Here is a 20,966-nt window from a genome sequence, read left to right as displayed (position 1 = left end):
GAAATGCCCGGCAGGGCAATGAGGGGCGGCGCCGATTTTGGCGATTTGAGGGTCTATCCCCCCAGCGCCTGCTCCAAATCCGCGATCAGATCATCTCCATCCTCGATCCCCGCCGACAATCTTACCAGCGAATCCGATATACCGATCTCGGCCCGTTTCTCGGCCGGAATGGAGCCATGCGTCATCAGTGCCGGATGCTCGATCAGGCTCTCCACGCCGCCGAGGCTTTCGGCCAGCGTGAACAATTGCGTGCGTTCGAGGAACTTTTTGGTGCCGGCGAGGTCGCGGTCGAGCACGGCTGTGATCATGCCGCCGAAGGCGTGCATCTGCTGGACGGCGACGGCGTGCTGCGGGTGGCTGGCGAGGCCGGGATAGATGACGCGGCGCACGTCGCGGCGCGCTTCCAGCCACTGCGCGATCTTCAGCCCGTTGGCGGAATGACGCTCCATGCGCAGCGCCAGCGTCTTCAGCCCGCGCAGCGCCAGAAAGCTGTCGAACGGGCCCGAGATGGCACCGATGGCGTTCTGCAGGAATTTCAGCTGGGCGGCGAGATCCTTGTTGTCGCCGACGACGGCGACGCCGCCGACCATATCGGAATGGCCGTTGAGATATTTCGTCGTCGAATGCACCACGATGTCGATGCCGAGCTCCAGCGGCCGCTGGATATAGGGGCTGCAGAAGGTGTTGTCGGCAACCGTGAGAATCCCCTTGCGCCTGGCAAGTGCGGCGACGCCTTCGAGGTCGACGATGCGCAGCAGCGGGTTGGTCGGCGTTTCGACCCAGAGCATTTTCGTCTCGGGCCGGATCGCCGCTTCCACGACGGCGAGGTCGGTGAAGTCGACGAACGAGACCTGCAGATTGGCCGAGCGTTTGCGCACCCGCTCCATCAGCCGGAACGAGCCGCCATAGATGTCGTCGGTGGCGACGATGTGGGCGCCGGAATCGAGCAGTTCCAGCACGGTGGCGATCGCCGCCAGGCCGGACGCGAAGGCAAAGGCGGCCGAGCCGCTTTCGAGATCAGCCACGGCGCGCTCGAAGGCAAAGCGCGTCGGGTTCTGGCTGCGGGCATATTCAAAGCCCTTGTGCACGCCGGGCGATTGCTGGGCAAAGGTCGAGGTGGCGTAGATCGGCACCATCACCGCGCCGGTCAGCGGGTCGTGGCTCTGGCCGCCATGGATGGTGCGCGTCGAGAAAGCCAGACGGTTCTTGCCCGGTGGTGGTGTTTCAGCGGTCATCGTGCGCGCCTCAGATGGTTGATCAGGTCGATGCGGGTAATCAGCCCGACGAACTCGTCGCCGTCGAAGATGATGGCTACCTCGTTGCGGTCGAAGACCGGCAGCAGCGCATCCAGCGTCTGGCTGGCCTGCAGCGTGTGCAGATTGGAGGTCATGGCCGTGCGGACCGGGCCGTTGAAGCGCTCCCAACGTCCGTCATAGGGGCCGTCGACCTTGGCCAGGATGTCGCTTTCGTCGACGATGCCGACGAGCTTGCCATTGTCGAGCACCGGCAGCTGCGAGACATCGGAACGGCGCATGCGGCCATAAGCGTTGAGCAGGCTTTCGTCCGGGCCGACATAGACGGTGTCGCCGGTGCGGTGCGAGCGCATCACCAGGTCGCGCAGATCGCCATGCTGTTCGTGCTCGGCAAGACCTTGCTCGGCCAGCCAGAAATCGTCGAACACTTTCGACAGATATTTGTTGCCGCTGTCGCAGACGAAAGTGACGACGCGTTTGGGCACCGTCTGCTCGCGGCAATAGCGCAGCGCGGAGGACAAAAGCGTGCCCGAGGATGAGCCGGCGAGGATACCTTCCTTCGACAAGAGGTCGCGCACCGCCAGCATGCTCTGCTTGTCGGGGATCGAATAGGCCTTCTTGACCAGCGACAGATCGGCGTTGGGCGGCACGAAATCCTCGCCGATGCCTTCGACGGTCCAGCTGCCGGCCTCTTCCATCTTGCCGGTCTTGATCAGCGGCGCCAGCACCGAGCCGACCGGATCGGCCAGCACCATTTCGGTCTTCGGCGACACTTTGGCGAAGTAGCGGCCAAGCCCGGTCAGCGTACCGCCGGAGCCGACGCCGACGACCACCGCATCGACGTCACCGTCGAGCTGCGAAAAGATCTCCGGGCCGGTGGTGGTTTCATGCGCCAGCGGATTGGCCGGGTTGGCGAACTGGTTGGCATAGAAGGCGCCGGGCGTTTCTGCAGCGATCTTCTCGGCCATGTCCTGGTAATATTCGGCATGGCCCTTGCCGACATCGGAGCGCGTCATGCGCACCTCGGCGCCGAGCGCGCGCAGATGCTGGATCTTTTCGCGCGACATCTTGTCTGGCACGACCAGCACGATGCGGTAACCCTTGGGGATGCCGACCTGAGCGAGGCCGAGGCCGGTATTGCCGGCGGTCGCCTCGACGATGGTGCCGCCGCGCCTGAGCTTGCCCTGCTTTTCAGCCGCGGCGATCATCGACAGCGCGATGCGGTCCTTGATCGAGCCGCCGGGATTCTGGCTTTCGAGCTTGATGAACAGCCGGCACTTGCCGGTGTCGAATTTGGTCAGCTCGACCACCGGCGTCTGGCCGATCAGGTCGAGGACGGATTTGTAGGGCGGACGCAGGCGGGACAATTCGTCGGCTGCGGCGATCTCGTGCTCGCTCATATCGATGCTCCATGACCAAGCGACCGCCTCTGGGCAGGGCGGCAGCGTATCCTCTTTTCCAGCCCTTTGCAGTCGGAAAGAAGATAGATCGTGCCAATCAACCGGCCAGATGCGGAATGAAATTCCGGGTTTGCGTTGGCGAGAGTCGCTTCGAAGTCAGGCGAACCCTCCGCGCGTTCGTCATCCTAGGGCGAAGCGACGCGAAGCGGAGTGTAGACCCTAGGATCCATGCCGTGACATTGGTCGAAGAATGCAGCGGTGCAGAATTAATTTGGAAGCATCCGGCTGCATCGACAGGTTTGCACCGCCGCAAAGCTCGCGGTCGCGGCATGGATCCTAGGGTCTCCGCGACGTCGCTTCGCTCCTGCTCCGCCCTAGGATGACGACGGCGTTGGGGTTTGCGCGGAGCCTCTCACCCCAGCAGCTGCTTGCTCAGCCTCGCACACTGCACGCGGATATCGGGAATGGCGTCGATCTCGAAGAAGGTGCCGCGCGTCAGCGGGCCGACGGCGAGGATCTTGGCAGAGACGGTTCCGTCGCCGGCGATGATCTCGCATTTGGCCGATACATCGAGGCCGATGCGCAGCGGATCCGGCCGTGCCAGGCCGCGGTCGACCAGCGAGCGCACGACGCTGTTCGACGAGGTCGAGATGTCCCTGACGATACCAGAGCAATCGTAGATGCGGGCGACCTCGAAGGTCTCGAGGCGCTGCGTGTGGCGCGACTGGACCTGGACGGTGAATTCGCCGTTGCGCGCGATGTCGACGACGCGGCCGGCGACCAGGCGGATGCGGCCGGATTGCACGGCTTCGGTGACACGGGCGTAGACCTCGGGCGCCATGCGATGGCGGTGGATGTCCCACCAGGCCTTGGTGTGCTCGACGAAGCGGCGCTTGGCGGAAGCCGGCCAGTTCTGCCAGATCTTCTGGTTGAACGGCCGCAGGCCGTCGACGACGTCGCGCCAGTCGATGCCGGCCTTCTGGTTTTCCTTGATCAGGTCGCGGAACCAGCCGACGAAATAGGAGAGCTGGGTGCCGAGCGGAATGTCGGCGACGTCGAGCTTGATCGGATTGCCCTTGCGATGCGGCGAGGGCAACAGGCCGCGCCGCGACACAGCTATGATGTCGCCGCGATGGCCGCGCTGTTCCAGCGCCAGGAAGGCATCGACCATGCTCAGGCCGGTGCCCAGCACCATGACGCCGGCGTCAGGGGGAAGTGCTGTGTCGGCTTCCGATCCCATCCTGATGGCATGGCCTTGCGCCGGCTCCTCGTCGTGGCCGGTTGCCAGCACGGCGAGATGCGCAACGACGCTGGTGCCGTTGGCCAGCGCCACTTCGACACCGGATGCGGTGGGCGTGATCGAGAGGCTTTCCTCGCGGATCAACCGAAGCCGCCCGGTCTGCTTTTCGCGCGCCTGCAGCTCGTCGAGCAACTCGCCGAGGTAACGGGCATAGATGCTGCGCGGCGCATAGAAGGGTGCCTGCTCGGCCGTTGCCAGGCCGCGCTCCTGCAGCCAGCGCCAGAAATTGCCGGGATCGTCGGCATAGGCGCTCATGCCGGCGGCACTGACATTCAAGACATGCGCCGACAGCAGCGTCGAATAGGCGATGCCCTGGCCGAAATGCGGGCGCCTTTCAATCAGCGTGACACGCAGGTCGGGATTGGGCGACTTCAGGAGATGCGCGGCCAGCACGACGCCGCTGGCGCCGCCGCCGACAATGATGATGGAGTTGGCGCGCCCGGTCATAGGCATGCCTTCGCTCTGCGCAACGCCAGCGTCAGGCCTGGACCTTCACCGCGACCGGCAGATCGCCGATGCCCCTCGCAACCGGCAGGTCGTCGATGCCCTTGGCGACCGATAGGTCGTCGATGTCCCTCGCGACCGACAGGTCGTCGAGAGAGATATCGCGCATTTCGGCGAGGCTGCGCTGATCGAGCACCTCGGCGATCGCCTGCCGGACCTCGAGCATCAGATGTCGGACTTGGCATGTCGCCTCGTTGCAATCTTCACAGCGCTGGTACTGGGTGCGGCTGGCGCAGGGGATCGGCGCCAGCGGACCGTCGAGGACGCGCACGACATGGCCGACCTTGATCTCATCGGCGGGGCGCGCCAAGCGATAGCCGCCATCCTTGCCCTTGCGGCTCTGGACGAAGCCGGCATTGCGCAACTCGCCCAGGATGGCGTCGAGAAACTTCTTCGGGATGTTGTTGCCGGTGGCGACGTCGTTGACGAAGGCGAGCTGTCCGGCCGGCAAGCGCGCGAGGTGGACAAGCGCCTTGAGGCCGTACTTACCTTTTTTGGTGAGCATGAGATCAAAATTTCTCTGGCATGCGACGGCATGGAACCATCGGTTGCAAAACGCCTGGCGGGCGTTGCCGCCGCGTCCGAGCCCGCATGACACATAAATTCTAGTGACATGATGTACAAGCCGAGAACTGCTGATTTTGCTTCGTTTTCAAGCCGCGCCGGCCACTTTGGCCAGCCTTTGTGCCCACAGGGACACAAAAGCGCACGACTTTGAGGGCGCGATCGTCGCGATATGGTGACTGCTCATCGTCGCCTCCAGTCTCAATGTCGATAAGATTACTATACTTACCCTCGAACACGCGGGATAGGTTTTCTAAATCGGCCGCTGTTTGAGGTATGGATTTGCCTGATATTGGCCTGGGTAAGAACCTATCATTCGTGTGAACGGCACAGAGTTGAGTACCGAAGCGTACCTAACTTCGTCATTCACGGGCGGAGCAGGAGCGAAGCTCCGTCGCGCAGACCATAGGATGACGAAGCCGGGAGGCTCGCGGAGCGCCATTCTTGTTCGTATGCGATTTGTCATCGGGGCGATGATGGCGGTTGCAGCCGCCATATGCGCTCGGGTGCTCCGTCACCGACAGCTTTTTTCTAACAAGCCCGCCTCGGTTGGAAGGATTTAACTCTACAAACCGAATAGAATTAGCGGACTATCATGGGGCATTCCGATTTTTCTCTTTTCAGGAGCCCTCCATGTCCACCATTTCGCGACGCATTGTTCTCCTCTCGTCGGCGGCACTTGCCGGCGCGGCCTTCCTCGGCCCGGCCCATGCCGACGACCTCAAAATCACCATCGGCTATCAAACGGTGGTCGAGCCTTCGAAAGTGCCGCAGGCCGACGGCGCCTATGAAAAGGAGACGAAGGCAGTAATCGACTGGCGCAAATTCGATTCCGGCGCCGATGTCATCGCCGCGGTCGCTTCCGGTTCGGTCGATATCGGCTATGTCGGCTCGAGCCCGCTGGCGGCGGCGGCGAGCCGCGAGTTGCCGATCCAGACCATCTTCATCGTCGGCCTGATCGGCGAATCCGAGGCGCTGGTGGCGCGCAACGGCGCCGGCATCGAGAAAGTCGCCGACCTCGCCGGCAAGAAGGTCGCGGTGCCCTTCGTCTCTACGACGCACTACAGCCTGCTCGCCGCGCTGAAGCATGAGGGCGTGGATCCGAAGTCGGTCGAGATCCTCAATCTCAGGCCTCCGGAAATCGCCGCCGCCTTTTCGCGCGGCGACATCGACGCCGCTTATGTCTGGGATCCGGCGCTCGGCCAGATCAAGACGACGGGCAAGGTGGTGGTGGATTCCTCGCAGGTCGCCGCCTGGGGCGCGCCAACCTTCGACGCCTGGATCGTGCGCACCGACTTCGCCGAAAAGAACCCGGAAGCGGTGCGCGACTTCGTCAAGGTGACGGGCGCGTCCTATGCCGAGTTCCTCGCCAAACCCGACGCCTGGTCGGTGTCGTCGCCGCAGGCGGCCGCGATCGCCAAGCTCACCGGCGCCAAGCTGGAAGAAGTGCCGCAGCTGCTCAAGGGCTATGTCTTCCCGACGCTCGAAGAGCAGGCCTCCGACAAATTCCTCGGCGGCGGCACGGTCAAGGCGGTGGAAGCGACATCCGCCTTCCTCAAGGAGCAAGGCAAGATCGACGCCGTGCTGCCGGACTATTCGAAATACGTGTCGTCGAAATACGTCACCCAGGCGCTTGCCTCGAACTAGTACTCGCTTAACGCAATTCCGGAAGGAAAACCGCTTCACACTTTTCCTGGAATTGCTCTGAACCCGGCCCGCGCGCTTCTTCCCTGACGCCGCGTGCTGACTGCCCCGGAACCGCTGACGAGCGCCGGGGCCGTCGGATTTCAACGAAATTGCGAGGCATCCATGCCGCATCTCATGCTCGACCCCCATCTCGTACTGGACCCCCATCTCGTACTGGACCAGGTCTCGATCCATTATGACGGCCAGGCGGCGCCCGCCGTCGAGCTGGTGTCGATCGATGTCGCCAAGGGCGACTTCGTCGTGCTGGTGGGCCGGTCCGGCTGCGGCAAGACCTCGCTGCTCAACGTCGCCGCCGGCCTTGTCGCGCCGGCACGCGGGCGCGCCTCCATCAACGGCAAGCCGATCACAGCACCTGGTTCGGACCGGGCGGTGGTGTTCCAGAACGACGCGCTGTTCCCATGGCTGACGGCGCGCGAAAACGTCGCCTTCGCGCTCAGGCTGCGCGGCGTCAGGCCCGCAGAGCAGGCCCAGCGCGCCGATGAGTTGCTGGCGCTGGTGAAGCTCACCGACGCCGGCCACAAGCGCATCTGGGAGCTTTCCGGCGGCATGCGGCAGCGTGTCGGCCTGGCCCGGGCGCTCGCCGCCGAACCGGAATTCCTGCTGCTCGACGAACCGCTCGGCGCGCTCGATGCGCTGACGCGCGAACGCATGCAGACGACGCTGCTCGATTTATGGACGGCAAGCGAGGTCGGCGTGCTGATGGTGACGCATGGCATCGAGGAGGCGCTGGTGCTGGCCACCCGCATCCTCGTGCTGGCGCCCGGTCCGGGCCGCGTGGTGCGGACTTTTGAACCCGGCTTCTCCAGGCGCTACGCATCGGGCGAAGCCATCCGCACCATCAAGGCCGATCCGGCTTTTGCGGTGGCGCGTGGCGAATTGACCGACGCGATCTTCGAAGGAGAGGCGGCATGACCGTTACCTCCTACACCGAGCGGCCGGGACACAAGATCGACGAGGCCGATGGCCTGTCGGTGCCGTGGTCGCGGCCCGGCCCGAAACGCAAAGGCGTTTCGGCGCGCGTGGTCAGCGCGGTGACCATCCTGGTGGTGCTGGCGCTGTGGGCGCTGTCGGCCCGCCTGCAACTGGTGTCGCCAGTGTTCCTGCCCTCGCCGGTTGCGGTGTGGAACAAGTTCATCACCGTCGCCCGTGACGGCTTTGTCGATGCGACGCTGCTGCAGCATGCGGTCGCCAGCCTGGGCCGGGTTTTCGCCGCGCTGGTCGCCGCCATCCTGATCGGCGTGCCGGTTGGGCTCGCCATCGGCATCAGCACCATCGGGCGCGGCATCTTCGATCCGCTGCTGGAGTTCCTGCGGCCAATCCCGCCGCTCGCCTACCTGCCGCTGGTCATCATCTGGTTCGGCATCGGCGAGCCGTCGAAGATCCTGGTGATCGCCATCGCCATGCTGGCGCCGGTGGCGCTGTCGACCGCGTCCGGCGTTCGCGGCGTCTCGCAGGAGCGCATCAACGCGGCGCGCTCGCTGGGTGCTACCCAGCGACAAGTGGTCCGCCACGTCATTCTGCCCAGCGCGTTGCCGTCGATCCTGACCGGTCTGCGCATCGCGCTCGGCGCCGGCTGGTCGACGCTGGTGGCGGCCGAACTGGTGGCGGCGACACGCGGGCTTGGCTTCATGATCCAGTCGGCCGCCCAGTTCCTCGTCACCGACGTGGTGGTGATGGGCATATTGGTGATCGCGGCCATCGCCTTCGTGCTCGAATTCACCATCCGCAGGATCGAGCGCGTGCTCGTCCCGTGGGCGGGACGCGAATGATTGGAAACCAGAAGAGCAGGAGAGAATGACGATAACCCATTCCACCGCCGTGCTGTTCGCCCAAGCCGGTAACTGGCTTCTCGCCTGGACCAGGGAAAGCCAGCCGCCAGAACAGCAACCGAAATCGCCAACGCCGGTCCGCTGGGACGCCGAGCGCAACCGCCTGCCGCCGCGCGACGAGAGTTTTTACTGGGCCTGGCAGTATTGGTCGCAGTGAAGGGGGTGGTGCGACTTTGCGCCGTCCCCGCGTCTTCGTCATCCTAGGGCGGAGCAAGGAGCGAAGCGACGCAGTGCAGACCCTAGGATCCATGCCGCGACGGTGATGCCATGCTCCGGCAGCGAAAGAAACCGAGCCCCTACCAGCCGGTTCCACGAAAGAGCTCGAACCATTCCGGGTTGGCCTTCTCGATCAGCTCGATCTTCCATTGGCGTGGCCAGCGTTTCAAGGACTTCTCACGTTGGATCGCATCAGTGATATCGAAATACTCCTCGTACCAGACAAGGCGTTGCACGCCGTAGCGGCTGGTGAAGCGCGAGCCCTCACCGGATATGTGCTCCGGCATGCGGCGGCCGAGATCGTTGGTGACGCCGATGTAGATCGTACCGCGCTTCTGACTCGCGGTCATGTAGACGTAGCCGGTCATGGTTGAAGGGTAGCCCGCGTTGGTGGGCGCGCAAGCGCCATTCTGATCCGCTGCATTCTAAGGCCAATGTCACGGCATGGATCCTAGGGTCTGCGCGCGTCGCTTCGCTCCTTGCTCCGCCCTAGGATGACGAATTCTGGGTTACCGTAGAAGATAATTCCCCACCCCCGCTCCAACTCGCAAAATCATTCCTCTACTAAATTTATAGAACTACCTAGCCTGATCCATCTTCCGACCGGCGAGGCCATTTCCGACGCCGATCCGCAGCGAAGGAGAGGGATCAATGTTCAATCTGACGAGACGTGTTTTCGGCATCGGCCTGCTGGCGGCGACGGTTGCCGTGTCATCCGGCGCCACAGCGCAGGAGCTGAAGCAGCTCAGCATCGGCTATCAGAAGACCGGCCTGCCGGTGATCGCCAGGCAGCAGCAGGTGATCGAAAAGGCACTTGAAGACAAGGGCGTCACCGTCAAATGGGTCGAGTTCACCGCCGGGCCGCCGCTGGTCGAGGCGCTCAATGTCGGCGCCATCGATGTCGGCTGGACCGGCGACGCACCGCCGATCTTCGGCCAGTCGGCGGGGGCCAACATTCTCTATGCCGCCGCGCTGCCGTCGAATGGCGAGGGCGAGGCGATCTTCGTCAAGCCGGCATCGCCGATCCAGTCGGTCGCCGATCTCAAGGGCAAGCGCGTCGGCGTCGGCAAGGGCACCAGCGCGCATAATCTGCTCGTCGCGGCGCTGGAAAAGGCTGGCCTTGCCTTCGACCAGATCACGCCGGTCTATCTCAGCCCAGCGGATGCAGCCGCAGCCTTCGCCAGCGACCAGATCGATGCCTGGAGCGTTTGGGATCCGTTCTTCGCCATCGCCGAAACCCGCTACCAGCCGCGTGTGCTGGCCCGCTCCAGCGAGGTGCTCAAGGTTAACACCTACTTCCTCGCCAACAAGGATTTCGCCAGGGCGCACCCCGAAACCATCACCACGACGATATCGGCGCTTGGCGAGGCGGCGAAATGGGCCGACCAGAACCGCGACAAGGTGGCCGCGGCGCTGCATGAGGTGACCGGTGTGCCGCTCGACGCGCAGATCATCGCCGCCAACCGCACCAAGTTCGGCATCTTTCCGATCACCGACGAGATCATCGCCGGCCAGCAGGCCACCGCCGACCGCTTCTACAAGCTCGGGCTGATCCCGAAAGCGGTCCGCATCTCCGACGCGGTGTGGACGGCACCCGGCAACTAACTTGTCCCCCGACGGCGCCGGGTGAGTACGCCCGGCGCCATTTGCGTTTGCACCCATATCTCCAGGAGATCCGCCCGTGACTGTGCCAGACATGACCGCGCCTGCCAGCACCGCACCGCTCGATTTCTTCTGGTTCATCCCGACGCATGGCGACGGTTCTTATCTCGGTTCCGAGGAACAGCAGCGACCGCCCGAATTCGGCTACTTCAAGGAGATCGCGCAAGCGGTCGACCGGCTCGGCTTTCCCGGCGTGCTGCTGCCCACCGGTCAGAACTGCGAGAATTCCTGGATCACCGCGACAGGTCTCGCGACGCTGACCGAAAAGCTGAAGTTTCTCGTTGCGCTGCGGCCGGGTGTCACGCTGCCGACTTTCGCCGCGCGCCAGACCGCCGCCCTCGATCGCTTGAGCAATGGCCGCCTGCTGCTCAATGTCGTGGTCGGCGGCAACCCGACCGAACTCGCCGGCGACGGCGTCTTCCTGCCGCATGACGAGCGCTATGCCCAGGCGCATGAGTTCCTGACCATCTGGCGCGGCCTGGTGTCCGGCGAGCGGGTCAATTTCGACGGCAAATATTACCGCGTCGAGAGTGGCCGGCTCGACCTTCTGCCGCACCAGGAGCGGCCGCCGCTCTATTTCGGCGGGTCGTCGGACGCGGGCCAGGACCTCGCCGCCGACCTCGTCGACATGTATCTGACCTGGGGTGAGCCGCCGGCGCAGGTTGCCGAGAAGCTGGCTGCGGCGCGCGCAAAAGCGGCACTGCGCGGCAGAAAACTGCGCTTCGGCATCAGGCTGCATTTCATCGTTCGCGAGACCGAGGACGAAGCCTGGCGCGCCGCCGACCGGCTGATCAGCCATGTCACCGACGCCCAGATCGAAAATGCGCAGGCGCGCTTCCTCAACCAGATGGATTCGGTCGGCCAGCGCCGCATGGCGCAATTGCATGGCGGACGCCGTGACAGGCTGGTCGTCTCGCCCAATCTGTGGGCCGGTGTCGGGCTGGTGCGCGGCGGCGCCGGCACGGCGCTGGTCGGCACGCCGGAACAGATCACCGAGCGCATCCGCGAATACCAGGCGATCGGCATCGATACCATCATCGGCTCGGGCTATCCGCATCTCGAGGAAGCGTACCGCGTCGCCGAGCTTCTGTTCCCGAAACTCGGGCTCGGCACCAGGCGGCAGCGGGCGCATGAGAACATCGCCAACGAATTCTCGGTCGGCTTCCATGGCGCCAACCGCCTGCAGGCTTCGTCATGAGCTTTGCCACGCGCCTGCATAGCAATGCCATCGGCTGGCTGCTGCCGGCGCTGGTTATTGCCGGCTGGGAGATTGCCAGCCGCGCGGGCGTCATGCCCGCCAACGTGCTGCCGGCGCCAAGTGCGGTCGCCGAGGCCTTCTGGCGGCTGACGCTGTCGGGCGAACTGGTCCGCAACATCGGCGTTTCGACCGCGCGCGCCCTTGCCGGCTTCGCCATCGGCGGCTCGATCGGCTTTGCGCTTGGCCTTGCCAACGGGCTGTCGACGCTCAGCCGCGGCCTGACCGACACGACGCTGCAGATGATCCGCAACATCCCGCACCTGGCGCTGATCCCGCTGGTCATCCTGTGGTTCGGCATCGACGAGGAAGCCAAACTGTTCCTGGTGGCGCTCGGCGTGTTCTTTCCGATCCACGTCAACACGCTGCTCGGCATCCAGAGCGTCGACCCGCAACTGGTCGAGATGGGCCGCGTCTACGGCATGGACCGGCGCGCCCTGTTCTTCCGCGTCATCCTGCCCGGTGCGCTGCCGGCGATCTTCGTCGGCCTGCGCTATGCCCTGGGCATCATGTGGCTGACGCTGATCGTCGCCGAAACCATCTCGGCCAGTTCCGGCCTCGGCTACATGGCCATGCAGGCGCGCGAATTCCTGCTGATCGACGTCGTCGTGCTGTCGATCCTGATCTACGCGCTGCTCGGCAAGCTCGCCGACAGCCTCGCCCGCCTGCTCGAGCGGCTGTCGCTCGGCTGGCATCCGGCCTTCCAGAACGGATGAGAGATTGCCCATGACCGCCGCCAGCCTGACCGCAGCTCGTTCCTTCGTCGCCACGCCGGTGCGGCCGATCGGCTCCGTCGAAGGGCAGCGGGCCTTTGCCTTCAGGCAAGCCGGCAAGCGCTTCGGCGACAAGACCGTGCTCGACGGCATCGACCTGGACGTGCCGGCCGGACAGTTCCTTGCCGTCATCGGCAAGAGCGGCTGCGGCAAGAGCACGCTTTTGCGGCTCCTGGCCGGGCTCGACCGGCCGACATCGGGATCGCTGACATTCGGCGTCGAAGAGGAAGGACACAGCCGCACGCGCTTCATGTTCCAGGAACCACGGCTCCTGCCCTGGGCCAGCGTGGTGAAAAACGTCGAGGTCGGGCTGACCGGGATTGCTTCCGGCGCGGAGGCAAGGCAACGCGCGCTCGACATTCTCGGCGAGGTCGGGCTTGCCGACCGGGCCGACGAATGGCCTTCGGTGCTGTCGGGCGGCCAGAAGCAGCGCGTGGCGCTGGCCCGCGCGCTGGTCGGCCATCCACAGATCCTGGCTCTCGACGAGCCGCTCGGCGCACTCGACGCCCTGACCCGCATCGAGATGCAGCAGCTTCTGGAACGCATCTGGATCGCGCAGAATTTCACGGCTGTGCTGGTCACGCATGATGTCGCCGAAGCGGTTGCGCTGGCCGATCGGGTCGTGGTGATCAGCGAAGGCCGGATCGCGCTTGATCTGGATGTGCCCGTGGAACGGCCGCGCCGGCGCGGTTCGGTGGAGCTTGCGCGGCTGGAAGGCAAGATTCTGGATCGGCTGTTCGGGTAGGTTTGTCGGAGGCGGCGCCGCAATTGGCGGAGTGGGGGTCGACCTTTCTTCGAAGCTCACCCTCTAGCGATTGGCCCACACCAATCCCACCAGCCCGACCAGCATGGTGACGACACCGATATACAGCCATTGCGACTGGCCGGTCATGAAGCTGCCGCCGACAACGCCGACGCCTTGCAGCGACCACAGCGCGCCGATGGCAAGGGCAATCAACGCCAGAAGATTTTTGGTCAGCCTCATTGCCGGATCTCGCTTTCGAAGTCGATTGGTTGGAGCATCGGGGCCGTGATAAAAGAGCCAAAGGAAGTGGCCCGACCATGCCGGTCTCTACTTGGATATTAATGTTCGATCTTGTCAAACGGACGTCTGACCGCAGCACAAAGATCATCATTGATTGACCATCGCGTGCCGGAAAATCCCTGACAGACTGTTACCCAGCGACTCCAAACGTGTGCCATTGCCACGGAACCGCCAGATCACTGCCGCATTTCGCGCCTTATTTGGCACCTAACGGCTGGGGTCTGTCAAAAACGGAGCCATCCCCCAAATATGAAGAACCCAAAACAGACCGCGCTTGTCGCGGTAACGATCGCTGCTGGCCTGATGGTCGGCGCTTCTTCGGCGACCGCCGCCGCCCAGTGCGGCCGCGCCTCGTGGTATGCCCTGCACTCCAAGACCGCCTCGGGCGAGCGCATGAACCCGTCGGCGCTGACCGCCGCGCATCGCACCTTGCCTTTCGGCACCAAGCTCAAGGTGACCAACAAGAACAACGGCCGCAGCGTCGTCGTGCGCATCAACGATCGCGGTCCGTTCATCAAGGGGCGCGTGCTCGACCTGTCGAAGGGTGCCGCCGGCCAGCTCGGCTTCATCGGCTCCGGCCACACTTCCGTGTGCATGGCGCGTGTCTAGAGCTTCCTGTGTCCGGCAAAAGGGCCGGACACACTCCCTACACATTTCGCAGCCGCACACTGAGCCGGCTGGCGCCGTTCGGCCCCGATTTCCATGGCCTTGAACCAAAGAAGCATTGGTCACGCAGCGTGACGTATTGCATCGCAGCAATTAGTTGTTAACTTCCCCGCGAGACATCTAGGGCTCGGCGCGGCTTGTCGTCCCTTCGGTCGCAGGCAGCAGCGGGGTTCTCGATGTTCTACCAGCTCTATGAGATGAACCACGCGGCCCTGCAGCCGGCGCGGCTCTATGCCGACGCGGTGCGGATGTTCTACTCCAATCCGCTCAATCCGTTTTCCCACACGCAATGGGGCCGTTCGATCGCAGCAACGGCCGAACTGTTCGAGCGCACCACGCGCCGCTACGGCAAGCCGGCCTTCGGCCTGACCAAGACCGTGGTCGACTGGAAGAGCGTCGAGGTCGCCGAGAAGACCGTCTGGTCGAAGCCGTTCTGCAATCTCGTCCGCTTCGAGCGTGCCGTGCCCGCCGGGCGCAAGCCCGATCCGAAGCTTCTGATCGTGGCGCCGATGTCGGGCCATTATGCGACGCTGCTGCGTGGCACGGTGGAAGCGATGCTGCCCTATGCCGACGTGCACATCACCGACTGGGTCGATGCCCGCATGGTGCCGCTTGCCGATGGCCAGTTCGATCTCGACGACTACATCGATTACGTCATCGACATGCTGCACACGCTGGGGCCGGACACGCATGTGATGGCGGTGTGCCAGCCTTCCGTGCCGGTGTTGGCCGCCGTGGCGCTGATGGAAACGAAGGGCGACCCCTTCGTGCCCTCGACCATGACCTTGATGGGCGGCCCGATCGACACCCGCAGCAATCCGACCGCGGTCAATCTGCTGGCGCAGGAAAAGGGCATCGACTGGTTCCGCGACAATGTCGTGATGCATGCGCCCTGGCCGGTGCCGGGCTTCGGCCGCGAGGTCTATCCCGGTTTCCTGCAGCTGTCCGGCTTCATGAGCATGAACCTCGACCGCCACATCATCGCCCACAAGGACTTCTTCATGCATCTGGTGAAGCATGATGGCGACAATGCCGAGAAGCACCGCGATTTCTACGACGAGTATCTGGCTGTCATGGACCTGACGGCGGAGTTTTATCTGCAGACCGTCGACACCGTCTTCGTGCGCCAGGCCTTGCCCAAGGGCGAGATGACGCATCGCGGCACCAGGATCGATCCGTCGGCGATCCGCAACGTCGCGCTGTTCACGGTCGAAGGCGAGAACGATGACATATCGGGCCTTGGCCAGACCAAGGCGGCGCATGATCTGTGCCCCAATATCCCGGCTGAGCGGCATGCCCACTACATGCAGCCGGCGGTTGGCCATTACGGCGTGTTCAACGGTTCGCGCTTCCGTTCCGAAATCGTGCCGCGCATCGTCGACTTCATCACCAGCTATGGCCGCCAGGAGCGTGTCGCGGTGAAACCGAAGCTGGTCCGCGCGGCCAAGAGATAATGCAAGTCGCCCAAAAGGCGGATTTTTGGACGATGACCTGCATAGAACCAAGCTTAACGGCGACAAACCGTGAGATTGACCGGCAAAAGCCGGCTGGCTGGCCGATTCTGTTGCACAAGTGCCGCTGTCCAGCCCCTCGGGTAACCATGCCGACAATCCGACCGTCGTCGTAATTGACACGGACTGTAAATCCCCCTTAACCTTTCGTTAATAACAAAGGGTGAGCGGGGACAATGATTTCCTCATCGATGGCGCAACGGCTGCGCGTGTATGTGGCGGCCGGGCTGGCAGTGACGGCGGGCTGGGTGGCACCGGCCTTGGCGGGTGGAGCGATGGCGACCGGGGGGCTTACCTCGCAGCCGATCGGCCACTATGATTTCTGCAAGCTGCATCCGGGCGAGTGCTCGATCCGCCCGACCAATCTGGCGCCGGCTCCGATGAGCGACGGCCTGATGCGCAAGCTTCTCAATGTCACCGCCAGGGTCAATGCCGCCGTCAAGCCGATGAGCGACATGGACATCTACGGCAAGGACGAGGTCTGGGCCTATCCCGACAAGGGCGTCGGCGATTGCGAGGACTATGTGCTGGAAAAGCGGCGCCAGCTTTCGCGCATGAGCATCTCGCTTGCCGATCTTCTGATCACCGTCGTGCGCAAGCCCGACGGCGAGGGTCACGCCGTGCTGACGGTGCGCACCGACGAGGGCGACTATGTGCTCGACAATCTGACCGACAAGGTCAAGCCATGGGACGCGACCGGTTACCGCTTCCTCAAGCGGCAGGCGATCGACAACACCGGCCGCTGGGTCTCGATCCGCGGTGGCCAGCAGGTTCTGGTCGGCGCGGTTCAGTAGGCACCAGAAACGGCGGCTTCCCTAGGGGCGGCATCCAACGCTTCGTCAAGCGAAGCTCCGTCGCGGCGACCCTAGGCCACGCTCGATCGCTTCCTCAATATTATCTTCACCGACAACCGGCGCAAAATGTTCATGGCCGATGAGCTGGTGCGTGCTCCTGGCAAACGAGAAATAATCAATGAGATCCTATGTGATCAACCTGGACCGCAGTTCCGACAGATTGATGCGGATGACCGATCGGTTTGCATCTGTCGGGCTTAGTTTCGAGCGAATCTCGGCGGTGGACGGACGACTGCTGAGCCCGACTGAGATCGCTGATGTTTACAAGCCCGTTTTCGGGGCGGCCACAATGACGCCGGAAGAGGTAGGCTGCTTCTTGAGCCATCGCCGGTGTTGGGAAAGGATCGCCTCGGAAGCAGACCCCTACGGCTGTGTTTTCGAGGACGACATGTTGATGTCCAGGCATGCGGATCTGTTTCTTGGCGGGGACACCACATGGATTCCAGCAGGCGCGGACATCGTAAAAATCGAGGCGATTGCTGGACGGGGGGTCTGGCTTGACCGTGCGGTCAAGCTGCTGCCTCGCGACTTCAAATTGGGGCTTCTTCGCGGCTTCGCATTCGGGTCCGGTGGGTACATCCTCTCGAGGTCGACAGCCGAGCGCCTTCTATTGATCACGCGGGTATTTTCGGATGCCGTCGACCATGTGAAGTTCAACCCCGAATGTGGGATAGCTGACAGTCTGAAATCCTATCAGATGTTCCCGGGTCTCTGTATTCAAACCCAAGTCTTTTATCCCAAGGGATCTAGTTTGGTCGATGCGCCTGCACTCGCCACCCATAGTGTACCGCGTTTTCCGGGGAGGAGTAGGTCATGGCTGGTACAGAAGAGCCTGCAGGCTTTTCGTCGGATGTCGCACAAGTTCCGTCGCCATCGACGAACCGTGATACTCTTTGCCAATGAGGGCTGCCCGGTAGAGCCATGAGATACCGGGAGTACAGCCCGGTCGCTGGCAAACTCCAACCAAACGCCTGACGGCCCATCTGGATACTTCTGTCTGCGCGCCCGCTTCGCTCGTAGACGACGGAAGTTATATTTCTCCGTGAACCATTTCGCTCCGGCCTGCGACACACAGCCGTGAACCGAAACCAACCATGGAGACTTCAGATGACTGCTTTTCTGCGAAACACCCTTCTTGCCGCTCTCGCGGTGTCGAGCATGGCCGGATCCGCCATGGCCGAGCAGACCACCAGCTGTTCCAAAACCAACCTCAACGACCTCTGGGCCGGCCGCTGTTGCGGTGATGCCGGGGCGTCGGGCTGCCTGGGGGGTGGAAACAATGGCCATGGCGGCAATGGCGATCACGGCCGGGGCGGAAATGGCGGCACGGCCGGCAAGAAATGATCTCACCACTGTGCCCGCTGGCGGTCCGCTGGCGGGCAGTTTCCTGCTGAGGCAGGCGAACCTGCATCACGCTCGGATCGTCGGCTACGGCCGCTGGTTCAACGCCGCGCGGATCGATGCGGTGATGCGGCGAAGCTCGGCTTCGTCGAGTTTCTCGATGTTTTCGGCCAGCAGATTGGCAAGCTCGGTGGCAGCGGGGGAAAGACCCGACGTGTCGATTTTTACACGCGGGTGCGAGGCTTCGGCCAGCCGCGCCAGTTCCTCGGCGTCGTCCCAGATGATGTTGAAATAGCCGATGATCTTCTGGATCAGCGTCCAGGTCGGGGCACCGCGCCTGCCATGTTCGAGCGCCGACAGATAAGCGGCGCTGACGCCGATCGCCGCCGCCATGTCCTTCTGGCGGACACCGCGTTCGCCTCGTAGCGTGCGCAGCTTCTCTCCGAACGGGGTCATGTCCCCGCCCTCATGATAGAACTCCTCACAGGCGCGCCCGCCGCAGGCGGATATAGAGCGCACCCGAACCGCCATGGTTGCGGGCGGCATGGTCGTGGCTGGAGACCAGCGGCCGGAAGGCGGGCGTCGACAGCCAGGCCGGCACGGCGCGACGCAACACCCCATCGCCGCCGGAGGACGAGCCCTTGCCGGTGATGACCAGGACATAGCGGACGCCGCCGGCATGCGCCCGGTGCAGGAACGAAAACAGCAGCGAATAAGCCTCGTCCTGGGTCATGCCGTGCAGGTCGACACGGCCCTCGATCGGCAGCCGGCCTTTCGATAATTTGTCCAGCGTCGGCTCGTCGAGGCGGTGCGTGACTTGCTGAGCCTTCGGCTTTGCGGTCCCTGCGGCGTTGGCAGAGGCCAGCGCCGGCTGCGGCTGATTTGGCCTAGCCTCGGCGGCAATGTCGGGGATGTCGACGGCGAATTTGCCCTTCAGCGGCTTGGCCGTGCGCGCCACCAGGTTCCACAGAACCCGGTCATCCTCGCTGAGCTTGTCCGGGCGCCGGGTCATCGGACCGCACCCGCAACGAGCGCGCGCGGCACCAGCGCATAAAAATCCGCGGCATTGCGGACCACGCCGGCGATCTCGCCCGCGGCATCGCCCGAACCGGCGAACAGGTCGCCCCGCGCCGGTCCGGTGATGGCCGAGCCGGTGTCCTGCGCGATCATCAGGCGGCGGAACGGTTTTGCGTCGAAAGCAGTCAGCGTCGGAGCGTCGATGTAAAAGGGCGTGCCGAATGTATGCAGCAGGCGGTCGACGGCGATCGAGCGGCCCGGCGTCAGCGGCACCTTGGCGGCGGCGATCGGCCCAAGGGCCTCGTTCTCGACATCGGCCGGGCGGAAGAAGATGTAAGAGCGGTTCTGACGCAGGATCTCGTCGACGCGGTCCGGATGCGCCTTGAACCAGGCACGGATCGACTGCATCGTCACCTCCGCCAGCGGGATCTCGCCAATCTCGCTCAGGATCTTGCCGGGCCCGGTGAAGCGCTGGCCGGATTTGGCGGCATAGGTGACGCGGACAAGCCGGCCGTCGGTCATGGCGAGGCGTGCGGCACCTTGCACGTGAATGAAGAAGGCATCGACCTTGTCGGCCAGCCAGGCGATTTCCAGGCCCTTGCCATCCAGCGCGCCGCGCTCGATCCCGCCACGGTCGGGATACTCGACCGGCCCGGCCGGCGTCTGGCGCGCGAAAGCGAGGTAGGGGTCCAGGCCGGGCGGCCGGTTTGCGTCGTCGATATCGACGAGATCGGCCGGGCGCGACAGCAATGGCAGCGAAAACCGGTCCGTGCGCACCGGTGACGCCTCGACTTGCGGTTCATAGAAGCCGGTGACGAGCCCGGCGCCGGCATTTTCGGCAGGGATAAGCGCCGGGAAAAAATGGCGCTCGAAGAAGGCGCGGGCTTCCTCGCGGGCCAAAACCGGCGACCGATTCGCCGGCGAAACGGACCGCGCCTCCGCGTAGGTATCGGCAAAAGCTTGGAAGTCGACGCCGAGCGCACCGCTGCGATAGGGTTTGGTCAGCACATGGAAGGCCGAGCGGCGAAAGGCGGCGAAGGCCGCCAGATGGTCGTCATCGTCCCAGCCGGGCAGGTCGCCAAAGGCTTTCTCGACAAAAAGAGGCGATAGCGACACCGGAGCCTCGCCGCGTGTTTCCGAACTAGTCTTCTTCCTCGGTGGCGACGAGCTTCCAGTTCGGATCGCGCGAGCGCGTGTCGCGGGCGAAGGTCCAGACATCCTTGACCTCGGCAACGGTTTCCGGGTCGCCGTCGATGACCGCGCCTGCCTTGTCGCGGGTCGCGGAAATCAGTTCACTGATGATGCGCAGCGTGACATGCGCCTCGCCGCCCTTCATCTCGGCCGAGACGATGTCGGCCTTGTCGATGCCGACGAAGGAGGACTGGATCTTTTCCGCCTTGGCCTCGCGCTCGCCGATGGCGGCGACAAAACCGTCATAGACCTCGCGCGACAACAGGTTCTTCAGCGTTTTGCGATCGCCGTCGGCATAGGCCATGACGATCATCTCGTAAGCCATCTTGGCGCCGTCGACGAAACCCTTCGGCTCGAAGGACGGATCATTGTCCTTGATCGTGCGCAGGCCCTTGTTGAGGTCGGTGTCGGGCTTGGCGAAAGCGTCGATCGCGGCATAGGTGTCGGGAGCCGGCTCGCCTGGCGCGCGCTTGCGCGGCAGCGAGACGACGTTTTCGGATTTCTGGGCGGCATCCTTGTCGCCGGTGCGAGCCGCCGAATAGGGATCGAAGGGCGGCCGTTCGCTGCCGGTGCGGCGGCCCAGCACATTGCGCAGCTGGAAAAAGATGACCACCGCCGCAATCAGGAAGAAAATCGTGCCGAAGTCGAAGAATCCCATATCTTCCGCCAATCAATCCCTGCCCTGTGGCCGGACCGTCAGGCCCAATGGCCACGGTCGCATAGCGTTCAACATTCAAAGCATATAGAACGCAAGGCGCAATCATTCAAATCAAAGGCAGGCATACCTATCTAACAGCCTCAGTGCCAGCGGCGATTGCTCGCTGGCGGCCAAAACAATCGAAACGATCATAACAATCGAAAAAGGTTGGCAAGACTTG

23 protein-coding genes are annotated in these 20,966 nt (G+C 63.8%); 13 read left to right on the top strand and 10 right to left on the bottom strand.

The window, feature by feature from the left end:
- Positions 1-53 precede the first annotated feature (53 nt).
- From EOB80_RS32290 to EOB80_RS32275, 4 genes are all read right to left on the bottom strand, one after another.
- Complete coding sequence (locus EOB80_RS32290; protein ID WP_127331980.1) at positions 54-1,235, bottom strand: PLP-dependent aspartate aminotransferase family protein; 1,182 nt, start codon at positions 1,233-1,235, stop codon at positions 54-56.
- Positions 1,232-2,653 carry a pyridoxal-phosphate dependent enzyme gene (locus EOB80_RS32285; protein WP_127331978.1) on the bottom strand — a complete coding sequence of 474 codons (1,422 nt, stop codon included), beginning with the start codon at positions 2,651-2,653 and terminating at the stop codon, positions 1,232-1,234. Before EOB80_RS32285 ends, EOB80_RS32290 begins: the two co-directional genes overlap by 4 nt.
- 412 nt (positions 2,654-3,065) lie before the next feature.
- Positions 3,066-4,400, bottom strand: a complete 1,335-nt coding sequence (locus EOB80_RS32280; protein WP_127331988.1) for an FAD/NAD(P)-binding protein — start codon at positions 4,398-4,400, stop codon at positions 3,066-3,068.
- Positions 4,401-4,431: 31 nt separating this feature from the next.
- Positions 4,432-4,962, bottom strand: a complete 531-nt coding sequence (locus tag EOB80_RS32275; RefSeq protein ID WP_127331976.1) for an Rrf2 family transcriptional regulator — start codon at positions 4,960-4,962, stop codon at positions 4,432-4,434.
- Positions 4,963-5,654: 692 nt separating this feature from the next.
- Here EOB80_RS32275 and tauA point away from each other — a divergent pair.
- The 4 genes from tauA (at position 5,655) to EOB80_RS32255 (ending at position 8,714) form a co-directional block, all read left to right on the top strand.
- Positions 5,655-6,668, top strand: coding sequence for a taurine ABC transporter substrate-binding protein (gene tauA, locus EOB80_RS32270; protein ID WP_127331974.1), 1,014 nt, complete (start codon positions 5,655-5,657; stop codon positions 6,666-6,668).
- Between the two features lie 162 nt (positions 6,669-6,830).
- Complete coding sequence (locus tag EOB80_RS32265; protein ID WP_245466495.1) at positions 6,831-7,640, top strand: taurine ABC transporter ATP-binding protein; 810 nt, start codon at positions 6,831-6,833, stop codon at positions 7,638-7,640.
- Positions 7,637-8,497, top strand: coding sequence for an ABC transporter permease subunit (locus EOB80_RS32260; protein ID WP_127331972.1), 861 nt, complete (start codon positions 7,637-7,639; stop codon positions 8,495-8,497). The genes EOB80_RS32265 and EOB80_RS32260 overlap by 4 nt, the downstream gene beginning before the upstream one ends.
- Positions 8,498-8,522: 25 nt before the next feature.
- Positions 8,523-8,714, top strand: a complete 192-nt coding sequence (locus EOB80_RS32255) for a hypothetical protein (protein ID WP_164762806.1) — start codon at positions 8,523-8,525, stop codon at positions 8,712-8,714.
- A gap of 139 nt (positions 8,715-8,853) precedes the next feature.
- On the opposite strand, the gene EOB80_RS32250 is transcribed toward EOB80_RS32255, so the two are convergent.
- A complete protein-coding gene (locus EOB80_RS32250; RefSeq protein ID WP_127331970.1) occupies positions 8,854-9,141 on the bottom strand; it encodes a GIY-YIG nuclease family protein in 288 nt (95 codons plus the stop codon).
- 283 nt (positions 9,142-9,424) lie between these two features.
- Between EOB80_RS32250 and EOB80_RS32245 the strand changes: the two genes are divergently transcribed.
- The 4 genes from EOB80_RS32245 (at position 9,425) to EOB80_RS32230 (ending at position 13,208) form a co-directional block, all read left to right on the top strand.
- Positions 9,425-10,378: a sulfonate ABC transporter substrate-binding protein gene (locus EOB80_RS32245; RefSeq protein WP_127331968.1), complete on the top strand. Its 954-nt coding sequence runs from the start codon at positions 9,425-9,427 to the stop codon at positions 10,376-10,378.
- Between the two features lie 91 nt (positions 10,379-10,469).
- The gene (gene ssuD / locus EOB80_RS32240; protein WP_164762807.1) at positions 10,470-11,633 is read left to right on the top strand and encodes an FMNH2-dependent alkanesulfonate monooxygenase; all 1,164 of its coding nucleotides are present in this window, start codon (positions 10,470-10,472) and stop codon (positions 11,631-11,633) included.
- On the top strand, positions 11,630-12,406 hold the full coding sequence (locus EOB80_RS32235; protein ID WP_127331964.1) for an ABC transporter permease subunit: 777 nt from the start codon (positions 11,630-11,632) through the stop codon (positions 12,404-12,406). Before ssuD ends, EOB80_RS32235 begins: the two co-directional genes overlap by 4 nt.
- A 10-nt stretch (positions 12,407-12,416) precedes the next feature.
- Positions 12,417-13,208, top strand: coding sequence for an ATP-binding cassette domain-containing protein (locus EOB80_RS32230; protein WP_127331962.1), 792 nt, complete (start codon positions 12,417-12,419; stop codon positions 13,206-13,208).
- 63 nt (positions 13,209-13,271) lie between these two features.
- Here the strand turns inward: EOB80_RS32230 and EOB80_RS34685 are convergent, their stop codons facing one another.
- Entirely contained in the window at positions 13,272-13,448 is a 177-nt protein-coding gene (locus tag EOB80_RS34685; protein WP_164762805.1) for a hypothetical protein, read from the bottom strand.
- A 309-nt stretch (positions 13,449-13,757) separates the two neighbouring features.
- Here EOB80_RS34685 and EOB80_RS32220 point away from each other — a divergent pair, with 309 nt between their 5' ends.
- The 5 genes from EOB80_RS32220 to EOB80_RS32195 all read left to right on the top strand — a co-directional run bounded on the left by EOB80_RS32220 (position 13,758) and on the right by EOB80_RS32195 (position 17,883).
- Entirely contained in the window at positions 13,758-14,117 is a 360-nt protein-coding gene (locus EOB80_RS32220; RefSeq protein WP_127268049.1) for a septal ring lytic transglycosylase RlpA family protein, read from the top strand.
- A 233-nt stretch (positions 14,118-14,350) separates the two neighbouring features.
- Positions 14,351-15,628, top strand: coding sequence for a polyhydroxyalkanoate depolymerase (locus EOB80_RS32215; RefSeq protein ID WP_127331960.1), 1,278 nt, complete (start codon positions 14,351-14,353; stop codon positions 15,626-15,628).
- A gap of 233 nt (positions 15,629-15,861) precedes the next feature.
- A complete protein-coding gene (locus EOB80_RS32205; RefSeq protein ID WP_027040328.1) occupies positions 15,862-16,479 on the top strand; it encodes a transglutaminase-like cysteine peptidase in 618 nt (205 codons plus the stop codon).
- A 178-nt stretch (positions 16,480-16,657) separates the two neighbouring features.
- A complete protein-coding gene (locus tag EOB80_RS32200) occupies positions 16,658-17,464 on the top strand; it encodes a glycosyltransferase family 25 protein (protein WP_127331958.1) in 807 nt (268 codons plus the stop codon).
- Positions 17,465-17,646: 182 nt separating this feature from the next.
- Positions 17,647-17,883, top strand: a complete 237-nt coding sequence (locus EOB80_RS32195) for a hypothetical protein (RefSeq protein WP_127268047.1) — start codon at positions 17,647-17,649, stop codon at positions 17,881-17,883.
- A gap of 84 nt (positions 17,884-17,967) precedes the next feature.
- Here EOB80_RS32195 and EOB80_RS32190 read toward each other — a convergent pair whose 3' ends face one another.
- The 4 genes from EOB80_RS32190 to EOB80_RS32175 are packed head-to-tail and all read right to left on the bottom strand — an operon-like array spanning position 17,968 to position 20,746.
- Complete coding sequence (locus EOB80_RS32190) at positions 17,968-18,336, bottom strand: helix-turn-helix transcriptional regulator (RefSeq protein WP_127331956.1); 369 nt, start codon at positions 18,334-18,336, stop codon at positions 17,968-17,970.
- 25 nt (positions 18,337-18,361) lie between these two features.
- Positions 18,362-18,892 carry a Smr/MutS family protein gene (locus EOB80_RS32185; RefSeq protein ID WP_127268045.1) on the bottom strand — a complete coding sequence of 177 codons (531 nt, stop codon included), beginning with the start codon at positions 18,890-18,892 and terminating at the stop codon, positions 18,362-18,364.
- A complete protein-coding gene (locus tag EOB80_RS32180; protein WP_127331954.1) occupies positions 18,889-20,013 on the bottom strand; it encodes a murein transglycosylase A in 1,125 nt (374 codons plus the stop codon). The genes EOB80_RS32185 and EOB80_RS32180 overlap by 4 nt, the downstream gene beginning before the upstream one ends.
- Before the next feature lie 25 nt (positions 20,014-20,038).
- Positions 20,039-20,746 (bottom strand): Tim44/TimA family putative adaptor protein, encoded by a 708-nt coding sequence (locus EOB80_RS32175; RefSeq protein WP_127268043.1) that lies wholly within the window; start codon positions 20,744-20,746, stop codon positions 20,039-20,041.
- Between the last annotated feature and the right edge of the window lie 220 nt (positions 20,747-20,966).

The organism is Mesorhizobium sp. M7A.F.Ca.MR.245.00.0.0, from assembly GCF_003997415.1.
Taxonomy (GTDB): Bacteria; Pseudomonadota; Alphaproteobacteria; order Rhizobiales; family Rhizobiaceae; genus Mesorhizobium.
This window is presented reverse-complemented; position numbering and strand designations above follow the sequence as displayed.